The sequence below is a fragment of the Streptomyces zhaozhouensis genome (genome assembly GCF_900230195.1).
GTDB classification, from domain to species: Bacteria; Actinomycetota; Actinomycetes; order Streptomycetales; family Streptomycetaceae; genus Streptomyces; species Streptomyces zhaozhouensis.
Window position 1 is genome coordinate 518,215 of the sequence record NZ_OCNE01000002.1, and the last position, 23,281, is coordinate 541,495.

Sequence of the window (23,281 nt, forward strand, 5' to 3'; positions counted from 1 at the left end):
CGCGGCGGGCGGACGCTCAGCCGCGCACCGAGTAGCTCTCGATGTCCTTGACGACGGCGAAGCCCAGCCCGTAGGCGCTCATCCCGCGCCCGTAAGCGCCGATGTGGGCTCCCTGCGGGGAGGCGCCGGCGAGCACCCAGCCGTACTCGGACTCGCGGTAGTGGAACGGCGTCGGCACCCCGTCGACCGGCAGGGAGAGCGCGCTCCAGCCGTTGCCACCGAGGTCGTCCGCCAGCTCCCAGGCGAGGTTGGTCTGCTGCTCCAGCCAGTCCTGGCGCAGCGCCCGCTCCATCGAGGCGGGCCAGGTGCAGGCCAGCAGCCCCGAGCCGGCCAGCCAGGCGGCCGAGGCGGGGGATGTCGCCTCCAGCAGGCCGTTGCCGTCTGCACTGCGGCGCACGGGGCGCTCGGCGACGGTGACCACCATGGCGAAACGCTGGTCCTCGTGTCCCAGCTCCGCCCGCAGCGTCGGCTCCTGGCCGTGGCCGGTGGAACCGTGCTCCACGGAACCGTCGGCGCCGGCGCTCACCTGGGTCAGCCAACGGGGCCCGGTGAACGCGTCGTCCAGGCCGTACCAGGGGAAGTCGGCCGCCAGGTACCCCTCCATCACCGGGCGGGAGCCCGGCACCCCCCGGACCTCTCCCCTGCCGGGATGGTCGCCTTTCGTGTCGTGCGGCTCCGCTCGACTTGTCGTCTCCATGTGCCGACGGCCTCCTCGTTGCCCTCGTCCTGGGCACACCCCGGACATAGGGAGGATAGCCATCCGTCTCCGCCGTGTCGGGCGGGGCCGGGAACCAGAGGCCGGCATATGCCCCAAAGGGGCCGGATCCACTCAGGTGGCGTCGACGTCGAACGGCGGAGGCTCAGGGGAGGCCCCGGAACCGGTCGAGGCCCCGGAAGCGGCGGCTTTCGCGGCCGCGTCACCGGACTTGCCGAGCTTCACCGAACCGCCACCGGTGCCACCGGTGGACTTCCCCGCGGAGCCGGTGCGCTGTTTGGCGAGGCTGGTGCGGGCGGCGGTGCCGGGCTTGCCCAGGTCGGGCTTGTTCCGCGCGGGCCGGGTGGGCCTGCCGTTGACCGCGTCGGCGGCCTCGGTCAGCTCCTTGCGGACATCCAGGTCGTTGGCCAGCTCCCGCAGGCCCAGGTCCTCGTTGTCCAGCAGGTGCTTCCTGGCGAACGTCTTCGGGTTGAGGTCCTCGAACTCGAAGTCCTTGAAGTCGGGTCCGAGCTCCGAGCGGATGTCCTGCTTGGCGTTGTCGGAGAAGTCGCGGACCTTGCGGATGAACTGCGTCACCTCGCGGATCATGTTCGGCAGCTTCTCCGGCCCGAAGACCATGATGGCCAGAACGATCAGCGTGATGAACTCAAGGGACCCAATATCGAAGAACACCTGGCAGCTCCCTCACGCACTCGGATAGATGGCCACGGTACCCCGGTGCCACCGAGGGAGGGAGACCCCCCGAGGTTCGCATCCGGTAAAGCGCCCGGTGGACGCCGGGCCGCCGCCCGGACGTCACCCGGCCGTCACTGGTCGGGCGCCTCGTCCAGCACCACGGCGATGGACAGCTCCCGGCCGTCGCGCTCGACGGTCAGCGCCAGCTCGTCGCCCGGACGGTGGCTGCGGATCCTGATGATCAACTCGTCGGCGTCGGTGATCCGGTCCCCGTCGACGGCGGTGATCACGTCCCCGTCCCTGACGCCGGCCTCGTCCGCCGGACCGCCGGCGACCACCGCCGGCTGGTCGGTCGAGCTGCCGACCCGGGCGCCCTCGCCGGTGTAACGGGTGTCCAGGGTGACCCCTATCACCGGGTGGGTGGCCCGCCCGGTGTTGATCAACTGCTCGGCGACGTCCTTGGCCTGGTTGACCGGGATCGCGAAGCCGAGACCCACGCTGCCCGCCTCGGGGCCGCCGTTGTCCACGGAGCGGATCACGCTGTTCACCCCGATCACCCGGCCCTGGCCGTCGGCCAGCGGACCGCCCGAGTTCCCCGGGTTGATCGGGGCGTCGGTCTGGAGGGCGTTCACATAGCTGATGTCGGAGCCGTCCGCCTGCTCGCCGCCGGCGGTGATCGGGCGCTCGGTGGCGCTGATGATCCCGGAGGTGACCGTGCCGGCCAGCCCGAACGGGGAGCCGATGGCGACCACCGGGTCCCCGACGCGCACCTCGTCCGAGTCACCCAGCTCCAACGGGGTCAGCCCCGAGACACCGGAGACCTTGACCACCGCGAGGTCGTAGCCGCCGTGCGCACCGACGACCTCGCCGCTGACCGTGTCCCCGCTGCTGAAGGTGACCTCGACGGGGGTGCCGGCGCCGGCGCCGCCGCTGACCACGTGGGCGTTGGTGAGGATGTGCCCCCGGTCGTCGAGGACGAAGCCGGTGCCGGACTGACCGCCGGGCGCGTGCAGGGTGACCACGCCGGGGAGCAGCGCGTCGGCGATGCCGGCGATGCTGCCGCTGGGCGCTGCCGACGAGCCGTTCGAGGTCTGCGGCAGCCGCACCTCGCTGAAGGCGCCCTCGCGCTCCAGCCACACGCCGACGAGCCCGCCGACCACGCCGGCGAGCAGGGCGATGACGGCCGCGCCCGCCACCAGCCGGCGGGTGCGGGAGGGCGGCGCCTGGGCCGCCCCGACCGTCACCGGGATCGCGACCGGGGGCGAGGGCTCCGGGCTCGCCCAGGGGTCGTAACGCCGCGGGCCCGCCGCCGACGGGACGCCGCCGAGGCTCCCGCCGTCGGCGGGGGGCGGGGCCTGGCTCAGCGGGGCACCGGAACCGAGGCTTCCGCCGTCCGCCGGGGGCGGCAGCCGGGTGCCGGTCGGAGGCGTGGGGTCGGGGCGCTGCACGGGCGGCGCCGGGGCCCAGGGGCCCGGCTGGCCGTAGGGCGGGGTGCTGTACGGGTCCTCGCTGCCGGAGCCGGCGGGCGCCTCACGCTCCGCGTCCCCGGAGGGCTTGGCCAGGCGGGAGGACGGGCCGGAGCCCGGCACCCGGCCGGCGCCGGTGTCCTCGGCCGGAGCCTCGGGAGAGGCCGGGCCCTGGGCGGCCGGGCCGCGCCGCTCGACGCCGTTCCCCTTGTCCATGGCAGCCGTCCCCATCGTGTCCGCGCCGTCCCTCTGCCTACGGGGGTGCATTCAACCAGGTACGCCGGTGGAACTCAGCGCGGACTCACGGCGCCCAGGGCGCTGGAGCCGGTGCGCTCCGGGCGGAGCGGGCCTATGACCGGGTCGGGGGTGGTCGCCGGCGGCGTCGCCCCCGGGACCGGCGACGGGCCGTGGATCACCGGAAGGCTGCTCCCCAGCAGCGGGAACCGGGCGGCGGGCGGCGGGACCGTCTCCTCCACGTCGGCGACCGGCAGCACCTGGGCCACGCCCGGCTGCCGCAGCGCCTCCTCGTCCCTGGCGCCCATCGGGCGTGGGACGGAGCCCGCCGAGGTGCCGGCGGCGACCGTGCTGGAACTGGCGGAGCCACCGGCCGGGTTGGCCACCCCCGAGACGGCGCCGCCGATGGCGAAGGCCGCGAGGGAGACCGCGCCGGCGGCGGCGAAGGCGAGGCGATGACCGCGGGGAAGCCGGGCGGCCATCGGCTCGTGTATCCGGAACCCGGACGAGCCGCCGAACGAGGGCGGCTCCAGCAGCGAGCCGCGCCCCCGGCCGCCGGGCAGCAGGTCGAGGGGGAAGCCGCGTTTGGGAGGGGTGCCGGCGGACGGCGGGCCGTCCTCGCGCGGCGGGGCCTGGCCGGGGCCGGCGGCCGGCCCGCTCTCGGCCGGGACGTTCTGCAGCCGGGCCAGCAGGCCGGCCGAGAGGGCGGGCGGCGGGCTGGCCGCGAACGCGTTCTTCAGGGCGCGCTGGGCCTCGGCCTCCGCCTTGCAGTGGGCACAGGTGGCCAGGTGGGCCAGCACGCGGTCCCTGCTGTCATGCGAAAGCTCGCCGTCCACCAGGGCGGCGAGGCTCTCTCCCAGATGCCGGTCTGCCGGGCCGGCTCCCGCGGAGGAGGTCACTCCATCGCGCCTTCCACTGATCCGGGTGCTCCCGGCGCGACGGCGAGCGCCGGCTCGGCGGGCTGGACGGCGGCGCGGGAGCCGCGCTCCTCCGGCGAGCGGTGGCGCAGGGCCTTGCGCAGATGCGAGCGCCCACGGTGGATACGGCTGCGGACCGTGCCGAGCTTCACGCCCAGGGTGGTGGCGATCTCCTCGTAGCTCAGGCCCTCGATGTCGCAGAGCACCACGGCGGCGCGGAAGTCGGGCGCCAGGGTGTCCAGGGCCTGCTGCACGTCCGCGTCGAAGTGGGTGTCGTTGAAGTGCTGCTGGGGGGTGGGCTCGCGGCTGGGCAGCCGGTCGGCCGCGTCGTCGCCGAGCGCGTCGAACCTGATGCGCTGCTTGCGGCGGACGGAGTCCAGGAAGAGGTTGGTGGTGATCCGGTGGAGCCACCCCTCGAAGGTGCCCGGGGTGTAGGTCGACAGGGAACGGAAGACCCGGACGAAGACCTCCTGGGTGAGGTCCTCGGCGTCGTGCTGGTTGCCCGTGAGGCGGTACGCCAGGCGGTAGACCCGCGCGCTGTGGGTGGAGACGATCTCCTCCCAGCTGGGCGGAGCCCAGCTCTGGCTGTCGGCGCCCGCGCTGAAGGTGGCCACGGCGGCGGTGGTGCCGTCGGCCGGCTCGGTGGTGGCCTGCGCTCGGACGCTGTCAGCGTTGTCTGTCACGGAATTCGGCCCGCCGAACGACCGTCGGATGCGCGTGAGCACCCCCCGGCCCGTGGACGCGGCCGCACCTCCCCTGTCGGCTCTGGTGGTGTCCAGTGGAGTCCCAACCATAGCCACCTCGCCCGTTAGCTCCGGATAAGCATTTCTCACCGCTCACGGCGTCCTTCGGACACCGCGCCTTAGGGACCAACGTCCACGCCGGGCATCCGGTTCCCGCGCGAAGTCGATACAGTCAAGGCGCGTGACAGACGGGGACAGGAGAGGGCCATTACGGGCAACCGGCTGACGAGCTGGGCGTTCGCCGAGGCGTATGGCGCACCGGACGCCGAGAGCCCCGAGGGGACGGCGCTGGACTGGGCCCGCGAGCGGGCGCGCGAGGCCGGGGTGCGCGCCGTCTCCCCCGGAACGGGCGACGCGCTGCGCCTGCTGGCCGCCGTCTCGGGCGCCAGGGCCGTGGTGGAGATCGGCACCGGCACCGGCGTCTCCGGCATCCACCTGCTGACCGGGATGCGGCCCGACGCGGTGCTGACCACCGTCGACATCGAGCCGGAGCGGCAGCAGTTCGCCCGGCAGGCGTTCCGGCTGGCCGGCTTCGCCGCCAACCGCACCCGGATCATCCCGGGGCACGCGCTGGACGTGCTGACCCGCCTCACCGACGGCGGCTACGACCTGGTCTTCTGCGACGGGGACCGGCTGGAGTACCTGGAGTGCCTCGCAGAATCGTTGCGGCTGCTGCGTCCCGGCGGGCTGGTCTGCTTCGCCGGGGTCTTCGCCGGCGGCCGGACGGTCGACTCGGCGGCCGCGCCGACCGAGGTGCGCCGGCTGCGCGAACTGCTGCGCGCGGTGCGGGAGAGCCACCAGTTGGCCCCCGCCCTGCTGCCGGTCGGCGACGGGCTGCTGTGCGCGGCGCGGGTCTAGCCGGAACGCGGACGGCGCCGCCCCGGAGACATGCTCCGGGGCGGCGCCGTGGTCAACGCGGAACGCGGCGACGTCAGCCGGTCACCTTCTTCAGCTCCTCGTCGAGTGCGACCGCCTCGTCCGGGGTCAGCTCGACAACGAGTCGGCCACCGCCTTCGAGCGGAACGCGCATGATGATGCCCCGCCCCTCCTTGGTCACCTCAAGCGGACCATCGCCCGTCCGCGGCTTCATGGCCGCCATGCTCGTTCCCCTTCCTGAACCAGCTCGTCGCAGCCGATGACGCGAGCGTCGTCGGCGTCGAACACATTGCTTGCCTTCATTATCCCGCATGAATGGGTCCCGTGACCAACATTGGCCGGTCTCCCTTCGGCAACGCACACACGCAAAACCACTCAATTCGGGGAGTGTCCGCGTTACCCGCGTTCTTCTGGGAGGTATCCGGGACGCGCGGGTCACGGGCGGTTCGGCGGGCCGTGCGGGGGCAGCGCCCGCGGAAGCCGAACGCCGGAAGCGGGGGCACGACGGCGGGGACTTCCCGAATCCCGCAGGTCCGAACGGGGAATCCGATTCCGTCCCCGCCGGGCGGGTCGGGCGCCGATCGGCCGGCGCGTCAGTCGCGTTCGCCGGTCTCTTCCGCGCGCTCGTTCCTGGCCCTCTCCAGCAGCGCCCCGAGGTCGGCGATCCGTGCGTCGCGCTCGGCGAGTTCGGCGGCGACGCGGTCCAGCACGTCGTCCACCTCGGTCATCCGGTAGCCGCGCGGCGCCACCGGCAGGCGGACCCGGATCAGGTCGGCGGGCGTCAGGGGGCGGTGCAACGGCAGCGGGTCCGCCGCCCGCTCGGGCTCGGCGTCGCGCAACCCGCCCGTCGCCGGCGCGCCGGAGCCGTCGCCGCTGCTGAGCACCGCGAGCGTGACCGCGGCGATCACGACCACCATCGCGACCATCAAGAACCAGAACACCGAAGCCTCTCCCCTGTGAGTCCTGCCCTGGAGTCTCGCACGGGGGATGGCACCGTGGGCCGGGTAGGTTCGAGGGGCGGGAGAACCCGGGCGCACGCCCTGGTGGGGCCCCGGCGAAACGCCGGGCCCGCGGGCCGCGCCCCGAGCGGGACGGCTTCTCCGCCGAGAGAACCCGAGAGAGGGCTGAACGTGATGTTGCGCCTGGGCAAGCGGGAGTTCGCCGCCCACCAGCCGGTGATCATGGCGATCGTCAACCGAACCCCGGACTCCTTCTACGACCAGGGCGCCACCTTCGGCGAACGCGCCGCGCTGGAACGGGTCGCGCGGGCGGTCGACGAGGGCGCGGACATCATCGATGTCGGCGGGGTCAAGGCGGGCCCCGGCGAGGAGGTGGACGCGGCCGAGGAGATCCGCCGCACCGCGGGCTTCGTCGCGGAGGTCCGCCGCCGGCACCCGGACGTCGTGATCAGCGTCGACACCTGGCGGCACGAGGTGGGCGAGGCGGCCTGCGCGGCCGGCGCCGACCTGCTCAACGACGCCTGGGGCGGCGTCGACCCCCTGCTGGCCGAGGTCGCCGCCCGCTACCGCGTGGGCCTGGTCTGCACCCACGCCGGCGGCGCCGAGCCGCGCACCAGGCCGCACCGGGTGCGGTACGAGGACGTGATGGCCGACATCCTCCGCGTCACGGTGGGGCTGGCGGAACGGGCGGTGGCGCTGGGGGTGCCGCGCGAGGGCGTGTTGATCGACCCGGGTCACGACTTCGGCAAGTCGACGCGCCACTCGCTGGAGGCGACCAGGAGGCTGCCGGAGATGACCGGGACCGGCTGGCCGGTGCTGGTCTCGCTCTCCAACAAGGACTTCGTCGGCGAGACGTTGGACCTGCCCGTGCGGGAGCGGCTGCTGGGGACGTTGGCGACCACGGCGGTCTCGGCCTGGCTCGGCGCGCGGGTCTACCGGGTGCACGAGGTCGCGGAGACGCGGCAGGTGCTGCGGATGGTCGCGGCGATCGCCGGCCACGAGGAACCCGCGGTGGCCAGGCGGGGTCTGGCCTGACCGTCCGCCTGGGCGCACCCGACAACCCACCCAGCCACGAAGCTCCGTAGTCGACTGCACCCCGCCACCCAGCAATCGCGCAGTTCCCCGCGCCCCCAAACCGCCCACCGGCCCTGTATGAACCCGCACCTGAGCGCGAACGCCCACCACGACCAGGGGCGCGGGGAACTGCGCGAGCAACCCACCACCGAGGCGCACCCGACAACCCACCCAGCCACGAAGCTCCGTAGTCGACTGCGACCCGCCACACAGCAATCGCGCAGTTCCCCGCGCCCCCAAAACCGCCCACCGACCTGGAAGGGGCGCGGGGAACGGCGCGAGCAACCCACCACCGGGGCGAGGACGACCATCCGCACAGGCCCGGACGGCTAGTCCTTCGTGACGAGGCGGATCGCCTCCTCCACGTCGTCCGTGATCCGGAAGAGGTCCTCGTCGCGGGGCGATGCCTTGCCCTGGGCGATGACCGTGTCGCGCAGCCAGTCGGCGAGGCCGCCCCAGTACGAGGAGCCGAAGAGCACGATCGGGAACCTGGTCACCTTCCGCGTCTGGACCAGCGTCAACGCCTCGAACAACTCGTCCATGGTGCCGAGTCCGCCGGGGAGGACCAGGAAGCCCTGGGCGTACTTCACGAACATCGTCTTGCGGACGAAGAAGTAGCGGAAGTTGATCCCCACGTCCACGTGCGCGTTGAGCCCCTGCTCGAAGGGCAGCTCGATGCCGAGGCCGACGGAGACGCCGCCGCTCTCGCTGGCCCCCAGGTTGGCCGCCTCCATGGCGCCGGGGCCGCCGCCGGTGATCACCGCGAACCCGGCGTCGGCCAGGCCCCGGCCGATGCGGCGGGCGTCCTCGTACTCGGGGCTGCCGGGCGGCGTGCGGGCCGAGCCGAAGACACAGACGGCGGGGCCCAGTTCGGCCAGGGCGCCGAAGCCCTCGACGAACTCGGACTGGATGCGCAGCACCCGCCACGGGTCCTGGTGGACCCAGTCGGACGGCCCCCTGGAGTCCAGCAGCCGCTGGTCCGAGGTGCTGGTCATCACCTGCTGCCGCCGCCGCACCACCGGGCCGAGCCGCTGCTCGCGCGGCTGGTCGCCGCCGCCGGTCCGCTCGTTCCCCGGTGCCTCGTCGGGCACCTGTGCGCTCCCGCTCATCGCGCGCTCCTCACCTGTGATCGTTTCACGTCCTCGTCCTCCGGCCGGGATCTCCGGCCGGGTTCCGTCCCCCTCGCCGGCCGGGCGGCCGGTCAGCCGCCCAGCCAGGCGCGCAGCCGGCGCTCGCAGGCGAGCACGGACTCCGTCGAGACCCGCTCGTCCTGGCGGTGGGCCAGGCTGGGGTCGCCCGGCCCGTAGTTGACCGCCGGCACGCCAAGCGCACTGAACCGGGAGACGTCCGTCCAGCCAAACTTGGGGCAAGGTTGGCCACCGACCGCCTCCAGGAACGCCCGCGCCGCCGGGTGCGAAAGTCCGGGCAGCGCGCCGGGCGAGTGGTCGTCGACCACGAACTCGGCCACCCCGCAGTCCGCGAAGACCTCGTGGACGTGCGCCAGCGCCCGCTCCTGGTCCAGGTCGGGCGCGTAACGGTAGTTGACGGTGACCTGGCAGGCGTCGGGGATGACGTTGCCGGCGACCCCGCCGGTGATGCCCACCGCGTTCAGGCCCTCGCGGTACTCCAGGCCGTCGATCTCCACCCGGCGCGGGCGGTAGTCGGCGAGCCGTTCCAGCACGGGGGCGGCCGCGTGGATCGCGTTGACCCCCATCCAGCTCCTGGCCGAGTGCGCCCGCTGGCCCGCCATCCGCAGCAGCACCCGGAGGGTGCCCTGGCAGCCGCCCTCCACCTGGCCGTCGGACGGTTCGAGCAGCACCGCGAAGTCCGCCTCCAGCCAGTCGGGGTGGGCGGCGGCCAGCCAGCCGAGGCCGTTGCGCTCGGCCTCGACCTCCTCGTTGTCGTAGAAGACGAACGTCAGGTCGCGGTTGGGCCGGGGGACGGTGGCCGCGATCCGCAGCTGCACCGCGACCCCGGACTTCATGTCGCAGGTGCCGAGCCCCCACAGCACGCCCTCGTCGTCCAGCCGGGAGGGCAGGTTGTCGGCGACCGGCACGGTGTCGAGGTGGCCGGCGAGCACCACCCGCTGGTCCAGGCCGAGTTCGGTGCGGGCCACCACGTTGTTCCCGAACCGGTCCACCCGCAGCCAGTCGAGGCCGGCGAGCGCCTCGGCGACGGCGTCGGCGAGCGGCTCCTCGGTGCCGCTGACCGAGGGGATGTCCACCAACCGGGCGGTCAGCGCCGCCGCGTCGAGGCCGAGGTCGAGTCGCTGGCGGGGGGCGGCGGTGCCGGATGCGGGTCGTTCCATGCGGTCACGGTACCCGCGCCGAACGGTCACCGAGGGACAGCCGTTACTCTCATCGCGTGCCCGAACGGACGACCACTTCACGACGCCGGCGCCGTCTGCTGCGCGGCGCCTCCGCGATCCTGGCGCTGGCCGGCATCGCCGCCTACGCCGTCGTCCAGTACGAGTCGGGCAGTCGCGCCAGGCCGCACTGCGAGGCGCGGGGCGCGGATCCTGAGGACGGACCGCACTCCCTCACCCCGGCGCAGGCGGCCAACGCGGCCACCATCGCCGCCGTCGGGAACTCGCGCGGGCTGCCGGAACGGGCGGTGACGATAGCCCTGGCGACCGCGATGCAGGAGTCCAGCCTGCGCAATCTCGACCACGGCCACCTCGACTCGCTGGGTCTCTTCCAGCAGCGCCCCTCGATGGGCTGGGGCGACGAACAGCAGGTGCGGGACCCGGTGTACGCCGCCAACGCCTTCTACACGAAGCTGTTGGAGATCCCCGCGTACGAGGAGCTGGAGTTGACCGTGGCGGCGCAGGAGGTGCAGCGCAGCGCCTTCCCCGACGAGTACGCCAAGCACGAGGGCAACGCCACGCTGCTCTCGGGTCCGTTGACCGGTCGGGCACCCGCGGCGTTCACCTGTGTCACCGACAACGACCCGACGCCCGCCGACCCCGAGCTGTTGCGGGAGCGGCTGGAGGAGGAGTTCAACGGCCGCGCCTCCGTGGAACCGCGGGACGGCGACGGCTTCGAGTTGACCGTGACGCTGGAGCCGGCGGGGGGCGAGGCGGACGGCTCCCCCGGGTGGGAGCTGTCGCACTGGCTGGTCGCCCAGGCGGGGACGCTGGGGGTCGCCGAGGTCGTCCACGACGGGCGGCGCTGGCTCTCGGCACGCTCGGACGAGGGCTGGCGGACGGCCGAGGGGAACGCGGCCGATTCCGGGGCATCCGGGGATTCCGGTGACTCCGGGGGGAATTCACTCGAAACCGTGCGGATTTCGCTGATCCCCAGCACGGAGTGACCGGTCGAATACGTTCGCCACACCTTCGCGGAAAGCGCCGGCGGCCGCGCCGACTTTCGCGCCGGAAGACCTCGCGAGAGCAACTCCCTTACCCTTCAAGGCTTTTGCCCGCGCGGTCGGCGCACACGTTTCCCGTTTCCCCCGAATTCCTTCGCGAACAGCACCCGAGATCTCCGCGAAACACCTTCCCCTCGTCCAACGGGACGCCACCCCGGTGTGGTTGGGGAACGCCAGGCGGGACGTCGGCCGGCCGGCGTATTACCGATTCTTTACCCGGGCGGGCCGCAACCCGAGGCGGCCGGTGGCCGATAGGCACGGGGGACACACCGTGCTCCCGACGTCCACCACGAGGAGAGAAGCCATGTCGCACCCCGTTCGCAAGACCCTGGTCCGGGCCGCCCTCTGCGGAGCCGCCGGCGCCGCCGGCCTGTTGGGCACCGCGGCGGTGGCCCAGGCCGCGCCGCTGGCCAACCTCTCGTCCGACACCGAGCAGGCCGACATGGTCGGGGACACGGTCAACGGCCTGGGCCGGTCGGCCGTGGGCGTGGTGAACGAGGCCGGCGCGGATGTCGCGCCGCACCTCCAGGAGGGCGCGAGGGCCGGCGGCGCGCTGCTCGGCGGGGTGACCGCTCGCTGAGCGGACTCGACAGCGGAACGCGGGAGGGGGTCGCCGGCGCGGCGGCCCCCTCCCGCGTGCGCGTGGTCAGGACAGGCGGGCCACGGCGCTGGCGACGCGCTCGTCGGTGGCGGTGAAGGCGACCCGCACGAAGCGGTCGCCGGCGGCGCCGTAGAAGTCGCCGGGCGCCACCAGGATGCCCAGCTTGCTCAGCTCGGCGACGGTGTCCCAGCAGGGCTCGTCGCGGGTGGCCCACAGGTAGAGCGACGCCTCGCTGTGCGCGATGGTGAAGCCGCGCGCGGTCAGCGCCGAGCGGAGCGCCGCGCGGCGGGCGGCGTAACGGGCGCGCTGCTCGGTCACGTGCTCCCGGTCGCCGAGCGCGACGGCCATCGCGGCCTGCACGGGAGCGGGGAGCATCATGCCGGAGTGCTTGCGGACGCCGAGCAGCTCCCCGATGACCGCCGGGTCGCCGGCCAGGAAGGCCGCGCGGTAGCCGGCGAGGTTGGAGCGCTTGGAGAGGGAGTGCACCGCGACCAGGCCCTCGTGGCTGTCGCCGCACACGTCCGGGTGGAGCACGGAGACCGGCTCGGCCTCCCAGCCCAGCTCCAGGTAGCACTCGTCGCTGAGGACCAGCACGCCGTGCTCGCGCGCCCAGGCGACGATCGCGCGCAGCTCGGCGACGTCGAGCACCCGACCCGTCGGGTTGGCCGGGGAGTTGAGCCAGAGCAGCCGCAGGCCGGCCGGGTCGAGCTCGGTGGGTGAGCCGCGGTAGGGCACGGGCTCGGCGCGGGCGAGGCGGGCGCCGACCTCGTAGGTCGGGTAGGCCGGCTCGGGGTAGGCGACCCGGTCACCGGGGCCGAGGCCCAGCTGGCCGGGCACGGCGGCGACCAGCTCCTTGGAGCCGATCACCGGGAGCACGCCCCGGTGTTCGAGACCGACGGCGCCGGTGCGGCCGGTCACCCACGCGACGAGGGCGTCCCGCAGCGCCGGGGTGCCCCAGACCGTCGGGTACCCGGGGCTGTCCGCGGCCTCGGCGAGGGCGCGTTGGACCAGCTCGGGAACGGGGTCGACCGGGGTGCCGACGGAGAGGTCCACGATGCCGTCCGGGTGCGCCGAGGCGGTGGCCTTGTAGGGCTCCAGCCGGTCCCAGGGAAAGACCGGCAGTCGGGCGGAGACGGCGGACGGCACGGGTGGCACTCCTCGGTGACGTGACTGCGGTTGCTGCTACGGCTGCCGCCGGTACCGCGGCTGCCACGGGCGTCGCGGCCGCTGCCGGCGGAGGGGAACGGCCCCGGACCCGCCGAGGCCGTTCCGCTCACTCGTCGTGGCTCTGCGGCGGCAGGGCGGCGACCAGCGGGTGGTCGCGCTCGATCAGGCCGAGCTTGCTGGCACCGCCGGGGGAGCCGAGCTCCTCGAAGAACTCGACGTTGGCCTTGTAGTAGTCCTTCCACTCCTCCGGGGTGTCATCCTCGTAGAAGATGGCCTCGACCGGGCAGACGGGCTCACAGGCTCCGCAGTCCACGCACTCGTCGGGGTGGATGTAGAGAGCGCGCTGCCCCTCGTAGATGCAGTCGACGGGGCACTCCTCGATACATGCCTTGTCCTTGAGATCCACACAGGGCTCGGCGATCACGTAGGTCACGCTGTCAGTCCTCCTCGTCGTGGCGGTGGCTCCGCCGGCGCACGTGGGCGCGGTGTCGCTGATGCTCCGACCTAGTATCGCCGTTGCGGAGCCATGCGCACACCTGAGGGGTTGGCTAGCGGGATGGAATTCACTGCCGGGGCCCGACTTGAGGTTCGGATCACCCCTGATGACGTGGGCAAACGCGTCTCGGTACGCACGGAGACGGGTGCCGGCGAGGGCGCGGCGCGGTTCACCGACACCCTGGGGATTCTCACTTCGTGGACGGACGGGGTGCTGACGTTGACCCGACGGTCCGGGGAGACGGCGAGCCTGGCGGAGTCGGCGCTGGTCGCGGGGAAGGTGGTGCCGCCCGCGCCGGCGCGCAGGCGGGGCGTGCCGGCGGCCTCCGTCGCGGAGTTGACGCGGGTCTCGACGCGCGCCTGGCCGGCGCCCGAGACGGAACGGGTCGGCGACTGGCTGCTGCGGGCCGCCGGCGGTTGGACGCGGCGGGCCAACTCGGCGGTCCGCCTCGGCCCCGCCGACCCCGAACTCGACCGCGTGGTGGCCTGGTACGCGGCGCGCGGGCTGCCGCCGCTGGTGCAGGTGGCGACGGGCGGCGGCGACGGGGACGAGCGGCTGGTGGCCGCGTTGGACGCGCGGGGCTGGCGCCCCGTGGGGTTCGCGGTCCTGCGGGTGGGGGCGTTGGCGCCGCTGGCCGACCGGGAGCCGGACGGCCGGGTGACGGTCGGCCGGGAGCTGACCGGGCGCTGGCTCGCCGGCAGCCCGTCGGCGGGGCGCGATCCGGCGGTGGCGCGGCGGGTGTTGGCCGCGGGTCCCTCGGTGCTGCTCGCGGAGGTCGCGGGCGGGGCGGGCGAGCCGCCCCTCGCCGTGGGGCGCTGCGTGGTGGACGGGCGGTGGGCCGGCTTCGGCGCGATCGACGTGGCGCCGGCGCACCGGCGGCGGGGGCTGGGGACGGCGCTGATGGCGGAGTTGGCCAGGGCGGCGCTGGCCGAGGGCGCCTCGGCCGGCTGGCTCCAGGTGACGCCGGAGAACACGGCGGCCGGCGCGCTCTACGAGCGGCTCGGCTTCGCCGAACACCACCGCTACCACTACCGGGCGGCGCCCTCCGACTGAGCGGGGGGCGCCGCCCGGTGCGGCGGTGCGGTGCGGTGCGGTCAGCCGAGGGTGGCGCCCTCGACCTCGGCGACCCTGCGTCCCGGCCCCTCGTCGACGGTGGCGGTCTCCCGCAGCGCCGGGATCAGCGCGGCGGCCGCGTGCTCCGGGGTCATCTCGACGAGGCCGCTGCCGGCGTCGATCATCACCCCGTCGAACGTGGTGCCGTACAGCTCGGCGAGGCCGTCGGGGTCGAGCACCGGCTGGAGGTTGCCCTGGTCGCTCGGCTCCATGGTGAGGATCCCGCTGAGCGTCTGCTGGCTGATCGGGAGCTCGCGGTCGGCGGCCACCAGCCACACCCAGCCGGACATCGCCGGCTCGCCGAACTCCTCCAGCGCCTGCTGGACCTGCTCCTCGCCGACCAGCGGGTCCCGTTCGGCGACGGGGAGTTCGACCGGCGCGTTCTCCCCGCCCGCGGCGCGCTCGCGGAACGCGGCCTCGACGGCGTCGCCGGCGGCGACCGGGTCGATGGCGGCGCCGGGCTGGCCGGCGCGGCCGATCGCCTGGCCGTTCTCGAAGACGACGGTACCGTCCACGGGGCCCGCGCCGCCGGCCTCGGCGGTGCGCTCCTGGAGGGCGACGGTGAGCTTCTCGCGGTCGACGGAGAAGACCGCGTCGGCCTCCCTGGTGCCGCCGAAGAGCGAACCGATCACGGCGACCGGGCTGTAGTCGGTGCCGGACGCCTCCCGGGCGGTGGCCTCGGCGTCGACGGCGAGGCCGGCGACGCTGGGCTTGAGCTCGATCTCCTGCCCGTCGACGACCAGGATCAGCGGCTCGTTGTTGGCCGCGTCAAGCCGCTCGTCGAGTGCGGCGTGCGCCTCCTCGGTCGACATCCCGCCGATGTCGACGCCCAGCGTCTCGGTGCCCTTGGGCACGTCGTCCTGGTTGAGGAAGAGGCCGGCGCCGTAGGCGACGACGCCGAGGCCGACCAGCGCGACGACCAGCAGCTTGAGCTTGGAACGGCCGCGCGGCGCCGGCTTGGCCGCGGCGGGCGCCGCGGGCGGCGGCGGCTCCTCGTCCGCCGGTGGGCGCGGGCCCGGCGGCGGCACGGCGGGGACGGCGCCGGTGTCGTCGTCGAAGTCGGGGCGCGGCATCGGGCCGGTGGCGGCGGGGTCGCCGTCGTGGACGCCGGGCGGCGGGGCCGGCGGGAAGGGACCGCCGAGGTCCATGGTGGTGCCGCTCGGGTCGTCCTCGGGCGGCCTGCCGCCAGGACGCGGCGCGGGACCGCCGGAGTCCAGGGTCGGGATCGGGCCCTGGGGGGTGGGCGCCGGGCCCTGCGGCGGGATGGTGGGCGGACGGTCGTCGCCCATCGGCGTGGGCGCCGGCGGCACGCTCATCGGTCCCGTGGCCGGTCCCGTGGTGGGCCCGGTGGGACGGACCGGCAGCGGACCCTGGGGGCTGACGGGCGGCGGCTCGTCGCGTCCGCCGGGGAACCAGTCGGAGGCGGCGGCCCGTTCACCGCCCACACCCGGCATCCCGTCGGGCGGGGTGTCGGCCAGCGGCGGGTGGCCGCCGGCGCGGGGGGCGTCGTGGCCGGCCGGCTCGTGGGGCGGCTCGCCCCGGCCCGGCTCCTCGGCGCCGACCTGCGGCATCGCGCCGGTCTTCGGCGGCGACTTGCGCGGCTCGAACCAGGAGCTGGTCTTCTTGCCGGAGTCCCCGCCCGTGGCGTCGCCCTGGCTCTTGCCCTCGGTGCGGGCGCCCGGCGGCGGCTTGGGGGTCCGGGTCGGCAGCGGCGGGGGCGCGGAGCGCGCGGCCTCCTCGTCGACGGTCTCGCGCACCACGATCGGCGGAATGGGCCGGGAGCCAGGGATGTTGATCCGCGCACGGGTCGTCATCGTGGTCTCGGTCTTCTTCTCCTCCGCCGACGGAGGACCCGGACGGGCCGCTGCTTCCCCCTCGTTCCGCTGGGGGTCACCCCAACCCCGGTTGTTGGGGGAATTGTCAGTTTCTCGACTCAAGGCAGGATCTCCCGGTTGGGCTTCACCAGCCGCCCCGGAACGCGTCCGGGCAGCGGCGGCTGGCCCCACGATACTGGGGTCGGCGAGGCGGGATGCCGCCCGCACAGGATCAGCACATCAGTGCCCCACCCCGACACCCGCTCTCAGCAGGGGCGTTACCGGCCGGTTCCGCCCTGTGGCACGGCGAAGAGCGGGCGTTCGCCGGGGGCGAGAGTGGCGCACACCACGGCGACCGTCATCCCACCGAGGAGGTACACATAGCTTCCGGCGCCCGCCGCGTAGACGAAGTCGCCCTGCGGCCTGGTCACGGTGAGCACCAGCACGGACAGCACCCAGCCGCCGGCCGGCGAGGCCGCGCCGATCCGGCTGCGGGTGAGCAGCGCGCCGCCCCAGAAGAGGCCGGCGCAGCCGGCGAGCGCCAGCAGCACGCCGAACGGGAACCAGCCGCCCTGCACCAGCGAGCCGGCGACTCCCGCGACGAAGCCCAGCACGCCGAGACCGGCGTGGGCGGCGATCCTCACGGCGCCTCCTCGGCGGGGAGGCCGGCGAAGACGTCGTCCACCGCGCCCGGCGGCGGGGGCTGTCCGTGGCCGAGGGTGAAGTACTCGGTACGCCACAGCGGTTGGGCCAGCCCGTTGGAGAGCGCGAAGGTCTCCCCCTCGACCTCGATCTGGGTGGCGTGGGCGGCCATCGCGGCGCGCTTGGCGGCGTACCCCGCCTCGCTGCCGCGGACGGCGAGCACCGCCTCGGCGTCCGGGACCACGCCCGGCAGGTCGGCGGCGGTGGCGACGGCGGGGAAACGGCCGGGGCCCTCGCGGCGCAGCCGGTCCAGCCCGCGCTCCACCTCGCCGTGCGGGAGGCAGTGCCACAGCACGCGTTCCACCCGGTGGCGGGGGGCGGCCAGCTCGACGGCGCGCATGGCGACGCGGTGGGCCTGGATGTGGTCGGGGTGGCCGTAGCCGCCCTCGGGGTCGTAGGTGAGCACCACCCGGGGTCGGGTCTCGACGATGATCTCGACGAGCGCCCCGGCGGCCTCGTCCAGGTCGGCGCGGCAGAAGGCGTTCGGCCTGTCGTTGCTCGGCAGCCCGCTCATCCCGGAGTCGCGGTAGCGTCCCTCGCCGCCGAGCAGCCGGTGGTCGGTGACGCCGAGGGCGGCGGCGGCCGAGGCCAGCTCCCGGGCGCGGTACGGGCCGAGCGCGTCGTCCCGGTCGGCGGCCAGGTGGCGCAGGGCGGCGCCGATGACCTCGCCCTCCTCGCCCAGCGTGCAGGTGACCAGCGTGACCCTGGCCCCCGCCTCGACGCAGGCGGCCATGGTCACGCCGTTGGTGATCGATTCGTCGTCGGGGTGCGCGTGCACCAGCAGCACCCCGGGGCGGCCGGAACTCATGGGGGCAGCCTACGTCGCCCCCCGGGCGGCCATCGCGGTCACGGTCAGAAGCCGGTCACGGTCAGAAGCCGGTCACGGTCAGAAGCTCAGGGAGTTGATCATCTCCCCGATGCTGTTGCTGAAGTTGTCGATGGTGGGGGCCATGTTCGAACTGGCGAGATAGAAGCCGAGAAGCACGCAGACGATCGCGTGCAGGACCTTGAGCCCTGCCTTTCTGACCAGCAGAAAGACGATGATCAGCAACAGCAGGGAAGCTGAGATGGTGAGGCCCACCAGGATCACCCTCCAGTGACTCGTGCCTTGTACAGACACGGTGGGAGGACCACCCGGCGAGGGGCCCGGCTTCCCGCCGTGCGCCACGGATCATAACGGCCCGTCAGAGCCGCACGGCGCGGTGCACGGGAGCAGACCAGGGGCGCACGCCCCCGGCTCATTCGAGCAGAACGGTACCTGCCTCCGGAAAATGACAGGCGGTCATGTGCCCCTCCGCGTTGCCCTCGATGCGCACCAGCGGCGGCTCCTCGGTGGCGCAGCGGTCCTGCGCCTTCCAGCAGCGGGTGCGGAAGCGGCATCCGGAGGGCGGGTCGCTCGGCGAGGGGACGTCCCCCTCCAGGCGGATGCGCTCACGGCGCGCGGTTCGCTCCTTCGGGGCGTCCGCGCCGGCCTCCGGGTCCTCGGCCTCGGCCAGCTCCAGCTCGGCCTCGGGGACGGCGGACAGCAGCGCGTGGGTGTAGGGGTGGCGCGGCCGCTCGTAGATCGCCCGGCGGTCGCCGACCTCGACGATCTTGCCTAGGTACATCACCGCGATCCGCTGCGAGAAGTGCCGCACCACGGCGAGGTCGTGGGCGATGAAGAGGAACGCGATGCCGTGCTCCCGCTGCACCCGGCGGAGCAGGTTGATCACCTGCGCCTGGATGGAGACGTCGAGGGCCGAGACCGGCTCGTCGGCGATGATCAGCCGGGGTTCGAGTGCCAGCGCCCTGGCGACGCCTATGCGTTGGCGCTGGCCGCCGGAGAACTCGTGCGGGAAGCGGTTGTAGTGCTCCGGGTTGAGGCCGACGGTGTCCATCAGCTCGCGGACCCTGGCCTCCCGGCCGCCGGGCGGGTTGACGCGGTTGATCTCCAGGGGGGCGCCCACGATGCTGCCCACGGTCTGACGCGGGTTGAGCGAGGAGTAGGGGTCCTGGAAGATCATCTGGATCTCGGACCTGATGGGCGCCAGCTCCTTGCGGCCGGCGTGGCTGATGTCCTGGTCGCGGTAGGTGATGGTGCCGGCCGTCGGCTCCAGCAGCCGGGCCAGCAGCCGCCCGGTGGTGGACTTGCCGCAGCCCGACTCGCCCACCAGGCCGAAGCTCTCGCCCTCGCGGACGACGAGGTCGAGCCCGTCCACCGCCTTGACCGCGCCGACCGTCCGCTTGAACGGGAAGCCGCCCTTGATCGGGAAGTACTTGGTCAGCCCCTCCGCGGTCATCAGCGCGGGCGGGGTCTCCCCGGCCGCCCCGGTCCCCTCCTCCGGCCCGGCCGGCCCCTCGTGTGCTGTGCTGGCAGTGGTCATCCTGCTGTCCTTACCTCACGTGTCTCACGGGCGTCACGGTGCCGCGTCGCGTCCCGGCGGGACCCGCGCGCTACGCGAGCCGGGGCCTGATCCGCTCGCCGTAGAACGTCCGCTGCTGCTCCTCGGTGAGGTGGCAGGCGGCGCCGCGCCCCTCGGGCAGCGCCGGCCGTTCCGCGGCGCAGCGTCCGTCGCCGACCTCGTCGACGAAGGCGCAGCGCGGCGCGAACGGGCAGCCGGGCGGCGGGGTGAGCAGGCTGGGCGGGGAGCCGGCGATGGGCACCAGCTCCTTGTCGACGTCGGCGGTCAGCCGGGGCATGGAGGTCAACAGCCCCCAGGTGTAGGGGTGTCGGGGCGCGGCCAGCACCTCGCGCACGGTGCCGCGCTCCACGGCCCGACCGCCGTACATCACCAGCACGTCGTCGGCGACGCCGGCGATCACCCCCAGGTCGTGGGTGATCATGATGATCGCCGAGCCGAACTCCTCCTGGAGCTCCATCAGCAGGTCCAGGATCTGGGCCTGCACGGTGACGTCGAGCGCGGTGGTCGGCTCGTCGGCGATCAGCAGGTCGGGGTCGCAGACCAGGGCCATGGCGATCATGACCCGCTGCCGCATCCCGCCGGAGAACTGGTGGGGGTAGTCGTCCACGCGTCGCGCCGGGTTCGGGATGCCGACCTTGGCCAGCATCTCGATCGCCCGCTCCCGCGCCGCGCGGCGGGAGGCGCCGCGGTGCTTGCGGTAGGGCTCGGCGATCTGCCGGCCCACGGTGTAGTAGGGGGAGAGCGCGGTGAGCGGGTCCTGGAAGACCATGGCGGCGGTGTTGCCGCGCAGCCGTTCCAGGACGCGCTCGGGCGCCCCGGTCAACTCGGCGCCGTCCAGGGTGATCCGGCCGGAGACGGCGGCCGTCTCGCGGCTGTGCAGGCCGAGGATGGCCTGGGTGGCGACGGACTTGCCCGACCCCGACTCCCCGACGATGCCCAGGGTCCGGCCGCGGGCCACCTCGAAGGAGAGGCCGTCGACGGCCTTGACGGTGCCGTCCTCGGTGGAGAAGTGGACCCGCAGATCGTCCACGGTCAGGAAGGGGCTGTTGGTGGTCATGAGTGGTCAGCGCTCCTAGGCAAGCCGCACCCGCGGGTCGATCAAGGCGTAACAGGCGTCCACGAGGATGTTGAACAGCACGATCATCGTCGCGGCGAAGAGCATCACGCCCATGAGCATCGGCAGGTTGGACTTGGTGACCGAGTCCACGGCGAGCCGTCCCAGGCCCGGCAGGTTGAAGGTGAACTCGGTGATCATCGCCCCGCCGAAGAGCGAGCCGAGGTCGATGCCGAAGATGGTGACGATCGGGATCAGCGAGCCGCGCCAGGCGTAGCGGAAGAAGACGGTCGACCGCGACATGCCCTTGGCCTTCGCGGTGCGCACGTGGTCCTCGCGCAGCTGCTCGATCAGCGTGGCCCTGGACATCCTGGTGTAGTTGGCCGTGAAGATGGTCGCCAGCACCAGCCAGGGCAGCAGCAGCCCGCCGAACCAGGCCGTCGGGTCCTCGGTGAACGGCTCGTACTTCGGCTGGCTGAAGACCTGGTTGTTGTGGACCAGCAGCGCCAGGGCGAGCGGGCCGAGGAAGTAGATCTGCATCGAGCCGAGCACCAGCGAGGCGGAGCTGAGCGACTTGTCCAGCAGCGTGCCGCGCCGCCAGGCGGCGAGCATCCCCATCGCGAGGCCGACCACCAGGAAGACCACCGCGCCGCCGACGGCGAGCGAGAGGGTGGTGGGCAGCCGGTCCAGGATGGTCTCCAGCACCGGGCGGTTGTCGGTGAACGAGTAGCCCAGGCACGGCGCGGGGCAGTGGCCGATCGGGTAGTCACGGCCGGTGAAGATGCCGACCATGTACTCCCAGTACTGCACCGGCACCGGCTTGTCGATGCCCAGGTTCGCCTCGACGATGGCCAGCTGGTCGGGCGTGCAGGTCTTGCCGCAGGCCAGCAGGGCCGGGTTGCGCGGGATCGCGTAGAAGAGAAAGAACGTGACCGCGCTGATGATCAGCAGGATGACGATCGCGCCCAGCGATCGCCGCAGCAGGAATCGGAGCATCGGGTAGCAGCCCTTTGGGTTCGGTCGGCCGGGGTCCGGAGGGGGCGCCCGCGCGCGGCGGACGCCCCCGTCCTGACGACCGTCAGCCCTCGTCCTGGATGACGTAGATCCGATGCATGTCCACGGTTCCGAGGTCGTCGTTGAAGTCGGCGCCGCCGATCAACGAACCATGCAGGACGTTCATCTTGTAGTAGTAGAGCGGGACCTGGGTCAGCACGTCCTCGACGATGTACTCGTTCAGCCCGAACCACTCGGTCGCGGCCTCGGCCGGGTCGGTGATCTGCCGGATCCGGTCGATCTCCGAGTTGATCCGCTCGTCGTCGACGTGGCTGTAGTTGTTGGCCCCGTCCTGGATCTGCCGGCCGTCGAACTGCGGCGGGATCACCGTGGCGCTGGAGAGCCAGTCGTGGCCCCAGTTGCTGCGGTAGATGTCGTAGCCGTTGTCGACGACCCCGATGGTGTCGTAGTAGGAGGTCTGCGGCACCTCGCTGCGGTTGACCACGAAGCCGGCCTGCTCCAGCGCGTCCTCGACGGCCACGGCGGCCCGCGCGTCCTCGGTGGCGGTGTGGTGGACGTAGTTCAGCTCGTAGCCGACCGCGTCCGCCTCCTCCAGCAGCTCCCTGGCGCGCTCGGGGTCGCCCTGTGGGTTGGCCAGCTTGCCGTAGGGGTCGTAGCCCTCCTCGTAGCCCGGCAGCAGCGGACTGATCAGGCCGCCGGCGTACTCGCCGCCGAACGCGCCGCCGTAGGCGTTGAGCACGCCGTTGAGCGGCAGCGCGTGGGCGATGGCCTGGCGCACCTTGAGGTCGGTGACCCGCTCGGCGTTGATCGCCATGGTGGCGACGAACGGCTGGTAGCCCTGGACCAGCCGCTCCTGGTACTCGGCGTTGGACGACACCTCGGGCGCGTTGCCCGGGTCCACGCCGTTGTTGAACGTGATGGCCTGGCGGTCGTCGCCGTTGTCCGCCATCAGCCGCTGGGTGGAGTCGTCCGTGGTGTGCCCGAAGGTGATCTCGAACCGGTCCGGGTAGGCGTTGCGCGCCGGGTCGGTGGCCGGGTCCCAGTGCTCGTTGCGCACCAGGGTCATCGAACGGTCGGGGCGGAACTCCTCGATCACGTACGGGCCGGTGGCCAGCGGCTCCTGGTCGTACGCCTCGCGGGTGTCGCCCTCCTCGGAGACCAGCCCGTAGCCGACCATCGCCAGCGCGTAGGGCAGGTCGGCCTGCGGCTCCTCGAAGTGGAAGACGACCGTCCTGTCGTCCGGCGTCTCCAGCACGCTGTCCGGCAGGTGGTCGCCCTCGTAGGGCCCCTCGGGCAGCAGCTCGCGGTACTCGGCGCCGCCCGTGTTGGCCAGCCACTGCTGGAGGAACGTCGGCCCGTAGGTGAGGAACGGCGCGAAGGTGCGCTCGACGCTGTGCCGCACGTCCGCCGAGGTGATCGGCGAGCCGTCGCTGAAGTAGATGTCGTCCTTCAGCGTGTACGTCCAGGTGCGGCCGTCGTCGGACGGGGTGCCCGAGTCGGTCGCCAGGTCGCCGACGACCGAGTACTCGCCCTCGTTGTCCATGCGCACGGCGGTCAGGCCGCGGTGCATCAGCTTGGCTATGTTCGACTCGGCCGCGGAGTAGATCTGCGCCGGGTCGAGATGGGCGGGCGAGGTCTCCTGGAGCACGTAGACCGTGCCGCCCGGGGTGGCGTCCGGCACCTCCTCGGCCGGCCCGGTGGACGCCTCGGCGTCCGCGAAGGTCACCGCCTCCAGCGTCTCGGCGCCCTCCGTCCCGCCACCGCCCGAGCCCTCGCCCTCGGGGCCGCCGCCGCCACCGCTGCTGCAGGCGCTGAGCAGCAGCGCCCCGGTCAGCGCGACGGCCGCCCCCGTCAGGCGCGCTCGCCGCTGTGGTCGTTCGCTCATTGGTG

At 73.4% G+C, this 23,281-nt stretch carries 24 protein-coding genes; 5 read left to right on the forward strand and 19 right to left on the reverse strand.

Annotation, left to right across the window (positions count from 1 at the left end; all coding sequences use genetic code 11):
* Positions 1-16: 16 nt before the first annotated feature.
* The 5 genes from CRP51_RS05455 to sigE form a co-directional block, all read right to left on the reverse strand.
* Positions 17-697 (reverse strand): hypothetical protein, encoded by a 681-nt coding sequence (locus tag CRP51_RS05455; RefSeq protein ID WP_439333119.1) that lies wholly within the window; start codon positions 695-697, stop codon positions 17-19.
* Between the two features lie 132 nt (positions 698-829).
* On the reverse strand, positions 830-1,387 hold the full coding sequence (locus CRP51_RS05460; RefSeq protein WP_097229813.1) for a sec-independent translocase: 558 nt from the start codon (positions 1,385-1,387) through the stop codon (positions 830-832).
* A 134-nt stretch (positions 1,388-1,521) separates the two neighbouring features.
* Positions 1,522-3,072: a S1C family serine protease gene (locus CRP51_RS05465; RefSeq protein WP_097229814.1), complete on the reverse strand. Its 1,551-nt coding sequence runs from the start codon at positions 3,070-3,072 to the stop codon at positions 1,522-1,524.
* A 74-nt stretch (positions 3,073-3,146) separates the two neighbouring features.
* Entirely contained in the window at positions 3,147-3,989 is an 843-nt protein-coding gene (locus tag CRP51_RS05470) for an anti-sigma factor family protein (protein WP_097229815.1), read from the reverse strand.
* On the reverse strand, positions 3,986-4,801 hold the full coding sequence (gene sigE, locus CRP51_RS05475; protein WP_245880378.1) for an RNA polymerase sigma factor SigE: 816 nt from the start codon (positions 4,799-4,801) through the stop codon (positions 3,986-3,988). Before sigE ends, CRP51_RS05470 begins: the two co-directional genes overlap by 4 nt.
* 93 nt (positions 4,802-4,894) lie before the next feature.
* Here sigE and CRP51_RS05480 point away from each other — a divergent pair, with 93 nt between their 5' ends.
* The gene (locus CRP51_RS05480) at positions 4,895-5,608 is read left to right on the forward strand and encodes an O-methyltransferase (protein WP_097229816.1); all 714 of its coding nucleotides are present in this window, start codon (positions 4,895-4,897) and stop codon (positions 5,606-5,608) included.
* 73 nt (positions 5,609-5,681) lie between these two features.
* On the opposite strand, the gene CRP51_RS05485 is transcribed toward CRP51_RS05480, so the two are convergent.
* Positions 5,682-5,849, reverse strand: coding sequence for a DUF3117 domain-containing protein (locus tag CRP51_RS05485; protein WP_019434894.1), 168 nt, complete (start codon positions 5,847-5,849; stop codon positions 5,682-5,684).
* Positions 5,850-6,219: 370 nt separating this feature from the next.
* Entirely contained in the window at positions 6,220-6,567 is a 348-nt protein-coding gene (locus CRP51_RS05490) for a DivIVA domain-containing protein (protein ID WP_097229817.1), read from the reverse strand.
* 192 nt (positions 6,568-6,759) lie between these two features.
* Here CRP51_RS05490 and folP point away from each other — a divergent pair, with 192 nt between their 5' ends.
* On the forward strand, positions 6,760-7,620 hold the full coding sequence (gene folP / locus CRP51_RS05495) for a dihydropteroate synthase (RefSeq protein WP_097229818.1): 861 nt from the start codon (positions 6,760-6,762) through the stop codon (positions 7,618-7,620).
* Positions 7,621-7,988: 368 nt separating this feature from the next.
* On the opposite strand, the gene CRP51_RS05500 is transcribed toward folP, so the two are convergent.
* Together CRP51_RS05500 and dapE are read right to left on the reverse strand one after the other, a co-directional pair.
* Positions 7,989-8,768 (reverse strand): LOG family protein, encoded by a 780-nt coding sequence (locus tag CRP51_RS05500; RefSeq protein ID WP_097229819.1) that lies wholly within the window; start codon positions 8,766-8,768, stop codon positions 7,989-7,991.
* A 92-nt stretch (positions 8,769-8,860) separates the two neighbouring features.
* Positions 8,861-9,967, reverse strand: a complete 1,107-nt coding sequence (dapE, locus tag CRP51_RS05505; protein WP_097229820.1) for a succinyl-diaminopimelate desuccinylase — start codon at positions 9,965-9,967, stop codon at positions 8,861-8,863.
* A gap of 56 nt (positions 9,968-10,023) precedes the next feature.
* Here dapE and CRP51_RS05510 point away from each other — a divergent pair, with 56 nt between their 5' ends.
* Both CRP51_RS05510 and CRP51_RS05515 read left to right on the forward strand, forming a co-directional pair.
* Positions 10,024-10,971, forward strand: coding sequence for a VldE C-terminal domain-containing protein (locus tag CRP51_RS05510; RefSeq protein WP_097229821.1), 948 nt, complete (start codon positions 10,024-10,026; stop codon positions 10,969-10,971).
* Positions 10,972-11,332: 361 nt separating this feature from the next.
* Positions 11,333-11,608 carry a hypothetical protein gene (locus CRP51_RS05515; protein WP_097229822.1) on the forward strand — a complete coding sequence of 92 codons (276 nt, stop codon included), beginning with the start codon at positions 11,333-11,335 and terminating at the stop codon, positions 11,606-11,608.
* 66 nt (positions 11,609-11,674) lie between these two features.
* On the opposite strand, the gene dapC is transcribed toward CRP51_RS05515, so the two are convergent.
* Together dapC and fdxA are read right to left on the reverse strand one after the other, a co-directional pair.
* Positions 11,675-12,775: a succinyldiaminopimelate transaminase gene (gene dapC / locus CRP51_RS05520; RefSeq protein ID WP_097229823.1), complete on the reverse strand. Its 1,101-nt coding sequence runs from the start codon at positions 12,773-12,775 to the stop codon at positions 11,675-11,677.
* Positions 12,776-12,902: 127 nt separating this feature from the next.
* Entirely contained in the window at positions 12,903-13,229 is a 327-nt protein-coding gene (fdxA, locus tag CRP51_RS05525) for a ferredoxin (RefSeq protein WP_097229824.1), read from the reverse strand.
* 123 nt (positions 13,230-13,352) lie between these two features.
* On the opposite strand from fdxA, the gene CRP51_RS05530 reads away from it, so the two are divergent.
* Entirely contained in the window at positions 13,353-14,345 is a 993-nt protein-coding gene (locus CRP51_RS05530) for a GNAT family N-acetyltransferase (RefSeq protein ID WP_097229825.1), read from the forward strand.
* A 41-nt stretch (positions 14,346-14,386) separates the two neighbouring features.
* Here the strand turns inward: CRP51_RS05530 and CRP51_RS28725 are convergent, their stop codons facing one another.
* From CRP51_RS28725 to CRP51_RS05570, 8 genes are all read right to left on the reverse strand, one after another.
* Positions 14,387-16,219 carry a hypothetical protein gene (locus CRP51_RS28725; RefSeq protein ID WP_097229826.1) on the reverse strand — a complete coding sequence of 611 codons (1,833 nt, stop codon included), beginning with the start codon at positions 16,217-16,219 and terminating at the stop codon, positions 14,387-14,389.
* Between the two features lie 278 nt (positions 16,220-16,497).
* The gene (locus tag CRP51_RS05540) at positions 16,498-16,863 is read right to left on the reverse strand and encodes a DUF6113 family protein (protein ID WP_097229827.1); all 366 of its coding nucleotides are present in this window, start codon (positions 16,861-16,863) and stop codon (positions 16,498-16,500) included.
* Positions 16,860-17,729 carry an N-acetyl-1-D-myo-inositol-2-amino-2-deoxy-alpha-D-glucopyranoside deacetylase gene (gene mshB, locus CRP51_RS05545; RefSeq protein WP_097229828.1) on the reverse strand — a complete coding sequence of 290 codons (870 nt, stop codon included), beginning with the start codon at positions 17,727-17,729 and terminating at the stop codon, positions 16,860-16,862. Before mshB ends, CRP51_RS05540 begins: the two co-directional genes overlap by 4 nt.
* Before the next feature lie 78 nt (positions 17,730-17,807).
* Positions 17,808-18,002, reverse strand: a complete 195-nt coding sequence (locus CRP51_RS05550; RefSeq protein WP_097229921.1) for a hypothetical protein — start codon at positions 18,000-18,002, stop codon at positions 17,808-17,810.
* 157 nt (positions 18,003-18,159) lie between these two features.
* Positions 18,160-19,284, reverse strand: coding sequence for an ABC transporter ATP-binding protein (locus CRP51_RS05555; RefSeq protein WP_097229829.1), 1,125 nt, complete (start codon positions 19,282-19,284; stop codon positions 18,160-18,162).
* Between the two features lie 70 nt (positions 19,285-19,354).
* Positions 19,355-20,380, reverse strand: coding sequence for an ABC transporter ATP-binding protein (locus CRP51_RS05560; protein WP_097229830.1), 1,026 nt, complete (start codon positions 20,378-20,380; stop codon positions 19,355-19,357).
* Between the two features lie 15 nt (positions 20,381-20,395).
* Positions 20,396-21,373 (reverse strand): ABC transporter permease, encoded by a 978-nt coding sequence (locus CRP51_RS05565; protein WP_097229831.1) that lies wholly within the window; start codon positions 21,371-21,373, stop codon positions 20,396-20,398.
* Positions 21,374-21,455: 82 nt separating this feature from the next.
* Positions 21,456-23,276 carry an ABC transporter substrate-binding protein gene (locus tag CRP51_RS05570; protein WP_097229832.1) on the reverse strand — a complete coding sequence of 607 codons (1,821 nt, stop codon included), beginning with the start codon at positions 23,274-23,276 and terminating at the stop codon, positions 21,456-21,458.
* Positions 23,277-23,281 lie beyond the last annotated feature (5 nt).